This is a genomic window from Endozoicomonas sp. Z74 (assembly GCF_057680865.1).
Genome location: NZ_JBLYZI010000165.1, coordinates 1 through 8,246 on the forward strand (window position 1 = coordinate 1; position 8,246 = coordinate 8,246).

Sequence of the window (8,246 nt, forward strand, 5' to 3'; positions counted from 1 at the left end):
CAACAAAATACCTGTCTCGTTACCTCGGGTGGAAAAGGTTTCTTAAAACTCAACTCTTCTCAGAGGAGGCTTTTTTAGATCAAGTTTCTATACATTGGGTAGAGCAACACTTAATTTGAACAGCGCCAACATGGCTTCTTTAAAAAAAGGCATTATGCGCAGTACCATGAACAACTGGCTACAAAAGGTCTTTATTTTGATCTTTGCGCATTCAATCAGGCATTAAAAGAGTTGTCATACCCCGTATGGCATGCTGATGAAGGCGTTAAAAAAGGATATCTTTTTTGCAGTACCAATCACGCCATGGCGATCAGGTTGAAAAAAAAGGCCGACAATCTAGTCATCTGTTTCTATGATCCTAACGATACCGCTAGAGATAAGCGATTTATTCTCAACCATATTGATGCTATCGATCATTTAACGATCCATCACTTTATAAGCCCCGACAGCGTTAAAGATTACTTTCCGGAACAAAACTCCGCCGGCTGTTTTCTTGGCACTGAGGTCAGCAGCCACCAGCAGCGATGCCAGGTAACAGTCCTTGGTGAGCCAAACAGCACCATGGGACATCTGCTGCTCAGCAACGGGCATTATGGCCTTCCTTCCTGTCCCGGTACAAAAAGCATGCTCTATGCAATGTCAGGCAAAGGAACTCCTGGCCTGCATACCGCTATGCAGGATAACAGAACAGAAGCCGTCATCGCCTATTTTGAGGCTATAAACCACTTATCTCCTGTCGAACAATACGCCCTGCTCCAGAGAAAAGATGCCAATGGAGTGCCTGGACAATTTATGGCTTGCATGGAAAATCACCCGAAAATTGTCACTGCTTTCATAAATGGCGTACTGAAATGTAAGGTGACCCCTTACCAGAAAACATGTTTATTACAAGCCAAAAGAAAAGGTACCCCAGCACTGGCTTGTGCGTTGACCAATCAAAACCTGGATGCTGCTATGGCTTTTTATCAGGACGTTTTGGGCAGCGGCTTGTCAAATGAAGAAAAAATCTACCTGTTAAAAGCAAAAACACAGCTTGGAACGTCTGCGCTATGGTTTGCATTCCAAAATGGTCACACGAAAACAATCCGATCCATTGGCCAGGTTATTTTAAAAAGCACTTTACCGGACGAATATAAGATTAAACTCCTTAAAGCCAACAACCATAGAATAACGGGGCTTCAGGTCGCTATTCAGAAGAAGTGTATTGAAACAGCCAGCTCCTTCATCAATCTCATAAAAAAAAGTGACTTGAAACCGGAATACAAAGAACGGTTGCTCACGCCGGAAACCCATTTTTCCCAGCTATCATTACCTGACAATGCAGCTGCCATATCCCTCAAACCAGAGAACTCGACAATAAAGCACCTTCACTTTATTGACCCACATCAATAAATGGAAAACCCACTGACTTGCGTCAGGTCATGATTCACCCTCCGTCCCGCTGTTAGCCTTCGTGCACAACAGCACAGCAATCGCAATTGCGAGGAAGTCATGAGTATTAACGACATTATCCTTTACATTATGGTGGGGTTCATGGTGCTTGGCGCCGTGGACAAGATTCTGGGGAATCGATGGGGGTACGGAGAAAAATTCGAAGAGGGTTTCATGGCCATGGGGGCTCTGGCGCTGGCCATGATCGGTGTCGTTTCCCTGGCCCCCGTGCTCAACACCGTCCTCAGCCCGGTTGTTTCTCCACTGTATGAAGCCCTGGGCGCCGACCCAGCCATGTTTGCCGGTACCCTGCTGGCCAATGACATGGGGGGCTACCCACTGGCCATGGCCATGACCGACAATGAAGCGATTGCCAATTTCTCTGGTCTGATTCTGGGTGCCATGATGGGGCCAACCATAGTCTTCACCATTCCGGTGGCCCTGGGCATTATCAAAAAAGACGACACTCAGTTTCTCGCCCGGGGTGTGCTGATCGGTCTCACAACCGTTCCTGTTGGCTGCCTGGCCGGCGGACTGATCGCTGGCTATGACTTTGGCATGATCGCCATCAACCTGCTGCCAATTATCATCGTTGCCGGTGCGATCGCGCTGGGCCTGAAACTGGCCCCCGCCAAAATGATCAGTGGTTTCGAAATCTTCGGTAAAGGGGTAGTGGTCCTGATCACCATTGGTCTGGCCGCCATCGTTATCGAAACTCTGACGGGCGTTGTGGTGATCCCGGGCATGGCTCCCATCTCCGACGGTATCGAAATTGTCGGTGCCATTGCCATGGTACTGGCCGGAGCTTTCCCCATGGTGCATTTCATCACCACCAAACTGAACAAGCCCCTGATGGCTCTTGGCCGTGCAATGGGCATGGGAGAGACCGCCGCAGCCGGCCTGGTGGCAACACTGGCCAACAACATTGCCATGTTCAATATCCTCAAGGATATGGACAACCGCGGTAAGGTCATCAACGTTGCCTTTGCCGTCAGTGCTTCCTTTGCCCTGGGTGACCACCTTGGTTTCACCGCAGCGGTAAACAGCGACATGATCGCCGCCATGGTAGCAGGCAAGCTGATCGGTGGTGTTACCGCCCTGATCATCGCCATCCTGGTCACCAAAGACATGGCTGAAAAGCAAAACGATATGACTGCAGAACACGCCTGATTGTCGTCGACAGGTTCTTAAAAACCAGGCTTCACAGGTCGGTTCCCTCAGGGAACCGACCCTTTGCGGTTAATCCTTCTGTGCTTATTCATTCCGGAACATCAACAGTCTCTCAGGTTCTGTTGACCTCCTGCCGCTTTACCACATCGGAGCAGTTATGCGCGAAGCTATTCTCAGTGCAGGCATTGATATAGGTACCTCCACCACCCAGCTGGTGTTTACCCGAATGTATCTGGAGAACGTATCCCCCGGAGCCATGATCCCGAAAGTCGAAATCGTCGACCGCCAGGTGGTATATCGCAGCCCGGTGCATTTCACGCCCTTACTGTCGCCCACAATGATTGATGCTGACCGTATTCGCCAGCTGGTCGAGCAGGAATTTGTCAACGCCCGGATTAACGCCAGTGAAATCGATACCGGTGCCGTCATTATCACCGGTGAAACGGCCCGTAAAGAGAACGCACGACAAGTGGCTGATGCTCTCAGTGCACTGGCGGGTGACTTTGTGGTCGCTACTGCCGGTCCAGACCTGGAAAGCATCATTTCCGGGAAAGGCGCCGGAGCGGCAAAACAGTCCTTTGATAAAAACAGCATTGTCGCCAACCTGGACATTGGCGGAGGCACCACCAATATCGCCACCTACCAGGTGGGTGAAGTGATTGACACCACCTGCCTGGACATTGGCGGTCGCCTGATCAAGTTTGAGAAAGGGGGCACAGAGGTCACCTATATTTCAGAGAAGTGGCAGGAGATGACCCGTCGCATGGGAATGCCGGTGAAGGTGGGCGACCACCTGAGTCGAAAGCAGATCGACCTTATTGTGGGTCGCATGGTCGGCATTCTGGAGGAAGTCATGGGGCTCAGGGCTCCAACAGAGGAGCTGGCATTCCTGGTGGGCAGGGGAACCACCGATCTTAAACGGCAGTGTTCACTGGACCAGATCTGCTTTTCCGGCGGGGTGGCTGTCCATATTTACGATCAGACGCCATCCGTCGCTGACTTTGAATACGGTGATCTTGGGGTTCTGCTGGGACGGGCGATTCGCCAATCACCGCTTTACCAGAAGATCCCGGTGTTTGATGCCCTGGAAACCATTCGCGCAACGGTGATTGGAGCAGGCTCCCATGCCACTGACATCAGTGGCAGCACCATCAATTTTTCACGGGATGTCTTCCCGATCAAGAATGTCCCGGCATTACGACTTTCAGAAAAAGATGAAGCCCTTGCCCCAGCTGAACTGGCCAGAACCATCCGGGAAAAGCTGGGCTGGTTTGACCTGGAATCCGGCTCCCAGCATGTGGCCCTTGCCATGAAAGGTGCCCGTAATCCTGACTTCCAGTATGTGCAGGAGCTTGCGGACATCATTATTGAGGGTATGGATGCCATGATCCGGCTGCCCCAGCCCCTGATCATTATTGTTGAAGAGGACTTTGGCAAGGTACTGGGACAGAGCATTGAAGCTCGCCTGCGCTCTGTTGGAGAGAGTCGTGGCAGGGAAAACAGCAAAGACGTTATCTGCATCGACAGCATCAGCGTGAAAGATGGTGATTACATCGATATTGGCAAGCCCCTGGCCGATGGAAAAGTACTGCCAGTGATCGTCAAAACTCTGGTATTTGGTTATTGAGGTTCATCCCATGTCTGAGCAGGAACACAACCGTCTGTCCAAAATTTACACCCGCACCGGTGATAAAGGGACCACCGGACTGGGCGACCAGCGCCGGGTATCAAAAACCCACGCCCGTATTGAAGCCATTGGTGCAGTGGATGAGCTGAACACCTGGATGGGGCTGCTGATCTGTGAACTGAAAGAAGCCCAGATCCTGAGACACCGGCTTCAAAAGCCCCTGGAAAACATCCAGCATCGTCTGTTTGACCTGGGGGGAGAGCTGGCCATGCCCGGCTATCAGCTGATCCAGGAAGCCTTTGTCACCGATCTGGAACAGACCCTGGACGAATTCAACGACCACCTGCCCCCCCTGAAAAATTTTATCCTGCCGGGGGGCTCAAGACTGGCCTGCTACTGCCATATGGCACGAAGCGTTTCCCGCCGGGCAGAGCGCCGGGTTATCGCCGCCAGAGAAGCCGGGGAAGACATCAATCCCCCCCTGATGCAGTACCTGAACCGGCTTTCTGACCTGATGTTTGTCCTGGCCAGGGTCACCGCCCGGCAGTCTGGCGGTGAAGTGCTCTGGCAGCAGTCAGAAAAGCAGCACGTCTCTAAAGATTCCTAACGTTCTTTTTTTATGTCTTCTCTTAAAAGGTAACACTGTGAAAAAGCAGTTAATCCGCGCCTCGAACCTGCAGGACTTCTGCAAAGGGGACAAACTCTATCTGTCGCCAGAGGCCATCCTGACCCCTGCGGCCAGGGACAGGGCCAGAGATTTGGGTATTACGGTCTGTGACTCAGGAGAGCCTCCTGTTCGCCCAGAACCCTCTCCCTCTGGAACAACAGACAACCTGCCGGCACCTTCCGGGTCTGCCCACGAATTCATTATGCCCGGCCATAGCCTGCTTGGCTTTGGTTGCCTTGACCGGGGGATAGAGCGCCTGAGGGCAATGAATTGCCACAAGGTACTGCTGGTCACTGATGCCGTCCTGAATAAAGTGGGGCTGGTCAGTGCCGTAACGGATCGGTTCAGCCAGAAAGGCATCGATGCCGCCGTATACGACGGAACACTTCCCAACCCAACCACCACCAATGTCAGCGAAGGGCTGGCCATTCTGAAAAGCCACAACTGTGACGCGGTGGTTTCTCTGGGTGGTGGCTCACCCCATGACTGTGCCAAAGCCATCGCCCTGCTGGCCACAAATGGTGGTGAGATCAGTGACTATGAAGGGGTGGATAAGTCATCTACCCCCTGTCTGCCACTGGTGGCCATCAACACGACAGCCGGTACAGCATCGGAAATGACACGATTCTGCATCATTACCAATGAGCAGAGCCATATAAAGATGGCCATCGTCGACCAGCATGTCACTCCCACCATGGCGATCAACGATCCAGAATTGATGTTGGGCATGCCCGCCGGACTGACCGCAGCCACAGGTATGGACGCCCTGACCCACGCCATTGAGGCGTATCTGTCCACCAATGCCAACCCACTGACCGATGCGGTTGCCAGCAAGGCCATCGAACTGATTGTGGAGTATCTGCCACGGGCCGTGAAAGATGGCTCAGACCGGGAAGCCAGGGAAAACATGGCCTATGCCCAGTTTATGGCGGGAATGGCATTTAACAGTGCCGGGCTGGGTTATGTTCATGCCATGGCCCACCAATTGGGCGGAAAGTATGGGCTGCCCCACGGCGTCTGCAATGCAGTGCTGCTTCCTCACGTTATGACTTACAATCTGGCATCTGCAGCCGGCAAACTCTCAGACATCGCCTACTACCTTGGCTGCAAGGTCCATAGTCTCAGCCATCAACAAGCGGCCATCATCGGCATAGAAAAGGTTTGTCGCTTATTGCTGGAAGTGGATATTCCCACCAGCCTCTCCGGCCTTGGGGTAAAACAAGACGATATGCCGGCAATGGCGGTAAACGCCTTAAAAGACGCCTGTGCTGCCACTAATCCCAGGCAGGGAACTCAGGGGGATATAGAACAGATATTCACCAACGCTTTATAAATCAGGCTTACATTAAACTCCCTGCTTTACAGCCTCATATTCTCTTTGAGGCTGTTTTTTTTGTTCGAACCACCATAATCAGAAAATGCTGCTTACTCAGTCTACTGGTAATTACATTACTCCAACTTAAGGCCGAACATATTTATGGGGATCAGCAGCTTCAAACACCCCTTTCCCATCAAAGCCACTTGCACGCACAGGAAAAATCACCGTTTCGTTTTTATCTATGCCATTCAAAAATGTCTTTTTTTTCATTTTCAACAGCATCACCATCCCCCAACTTTGAATCTTAACAATGACATTTTTGCCATCTTCACTTGTAGTTAATTTATCCATAATTACGAAATGTCCAGCTGGATCTGGATCTTTCCAGTTAAATACTTTAAGAGCTTTTTCAATGTTCCATGGCCGACCACCTGGCTTACGAGATCTACTATCAGTCCATTTTTTGTAAAGAAAAGAAGTAAATTCTTCATTTAAAGATAGTTTTACTGATGCTTTCATGCGGGTAGCTTCCTCTAACGCACTTATAAAACTGGAATCACTCTGACTTTTCTTACGGTCAGTTGTCTGAACCGTAACACCCAGAGAATGTGCAAATGCTGTATCTTCCTCTTCCGTTGAACCCTTTTTGTCATTCAAATCATAAAAAACAGACAATAACATTTTATCTGGCAATGCCTCTGTATACTCCGAAAAATCAATATGTTCAGGAAGTTTTAAGACCGCCTTATTTAATTCATTAGAGCTTGCTCTGTAATCGCACGCTAAGCTCAATGCCAGGCGTGTCATTTTAAGGGGACTCTTCCCCCATGCTGCTTGTAAAACAGCAAAACCGCCACACTTAGGTAATGACTGCTGGTGTACCAGGCTACGTTCACGACACCTGCCGCAAAGCTGAAGGGCTAAGCGACAGAGAGCTGCGCAGTCAGGATCAGTATCATCCAAGGACTTTACAAAATGTAATATTTCTTTTAGAGCCTGTAAACGCTCCTTTTTCTTATTCGCCTGTGATGGAGTTTCATTACCTCCTGGCTTTCTTTCCTGTTCAATCATTTTTCTAAAAAGCTTTATAAATTTCAACGTACTAGTTTTATTAACAGGCACTTCATTCCCACTTGTTTTTAATGCATCAAACTTATCTCTAGGCTCATCATACCCATAATGGAAAACCACCCCACCGTCATCTTTCATTGAGATATCCTTAAACAGCTCCTGATTTCTCTTGCCGATAACTGTAGCCCGGCCCAACGTGGGCGGTGAAGAGGTAAAGAGTGCTTGTCCTTCCCAACTGTTATAAAGTTGAGTGACTGATGACCTACTGTTTTCTTCATTTTTTTTAGTAGAGTCCTGCTTTTCAAGGAACTGTATGCATTGGCCCAAAGCACCATTACTAACAGCCGCTTCTTCAGCAACCTTTCTGCATTTTCTTGTTACCCACCGAATACCATGCCTTGCAGCCTTCAGCTCTCCTGGACGATGTTGATAATTCCTACCACGCTTATGTGTGCTATTTTTACTACTTTTCCCCACATGACGATCAGATAATAGCTTATGGCTATCAATAAATAAGCCAGAAACATCATGAGATTTTATCACAATCACTTTTGAAAGACCGCTGACGACTCTTCTCAACCAAGGAACCTTCTTCAAAGGCTTTTTTGGGTGCACTTGGGTTTCTTCACGACAACCTAATGATTTTACTGACGAAGAATCAGGCTTTTCTATCCATGGCATGGTTATTTTTACCGTAACTAACAAAAATATAGATTTTATCGACAAGCACCATGAATAATTAAGAATGGCGCGAATAAGCCCCTGTCATTTGATAATATTCCTGCAGCCTTCACCTTGAGCCTTTGCCAATGAGTCAGCTCAGCTTCACCGATAGCAGGGCAAAAACATGATCACCAATTGAACAGCGCCATCAAGAAACAGCCTGTATAATCAGGGTTTTTCCTGTCTTTCGATGTCTGCAAAAGCCCTGTTTTCCAAATTCTCCTCGCTCACTGATAAGC

General features: G+C 49.5%; 6 protein-coding genes. 5 read left to right on the forward strand and 1 reads right to left on the reverse strand.

All coding sequences use genetic code 11. The features are described 5' to 3' along the window. Positions 1–231: 231 nt before the first annotated feature. From ACNRUY_RS25260 to ACNRUY_RS25280, 5 genes are all read left to right on the forward strand, one after another. Positions 232–1,392 (forward strand): ShET2/EspL2 family type III secretion system effector toxin, encoded by a 1,161-nt coding sequence (locus ACNRUY_RS25260; RefSeq protein ID WP_488114436.1) that lies wholly within the window; start codon positions 232–234, stop codon positions 1,390–1,392. Between the two features lie 99 nt (positions 1,393–1,491). Beyond that, positions 1,492–2,601: an ethanolamine utilization protein EutH gene (gene eutH, locus ACNRUY_RS25265; RefSeq protein ID WP_488114437.1), complete on the forward strand. Its 1,110-nt coding sequence runs from the start codon at positions 1,492–1,494 to the stop codon at positions 2,599–2,601. Positions 2,602–2,758: 157 nt separating this feature from the next. Continuing rightward, positions 2,759–4,228, forward strand: coding sequence for an ethanolamine ammonia-lyase reactivating factor EutA (eutA, locus tag ACNRUY_RS25270; protein ID WP_488114438.1), 1,470 nt, complete (start codon positions 2,759–2,761; stop codon positions 4,226–4,228). A 10-nt stretch (positions 4,229–4,238) separates the two neighbouring features. Then, complete coding sequence (locus ACNRUY_RS25275) at positions 4,239–4,835, forward strand: cob(I)yrinic acid a,c-diamide adenosyltransferase (RefSeq protein ID WP_488114439.1); 597 nt, start codon at positions 4,239–4,241, stop codon at positions 4,833–4,835. 37 nt (positions 4,836–4,872) lie between these two features. After that, a complete protein-coding gene (locus tag ACNRUY_RS25280) occupies positions 4,873–6,228 on the forward strand; it encodes an iron-containing alcohol dehydrogenase (protein ID WP_488114440.1) in 1,356 nt (451 codons plus the stop codon). A 126-nt stretch (positions 6,229–6,354) separates the two neighbouring features. Here ACNRUY_RS25280 and ACNRUY_RS25285 read toward each other — a convergent pair whose 3' ends face one another. After that, entirely contained in the window at positions 6,355–7,965 is a 1,611-nt protein-coding gene (locus tag ACNRUY_RS25285; protein ID WP_488114441.1) for a hypothetical protein, read from the reverse strand. Positions 7,966–8,246: the final 281 nt, after the last annotated feature.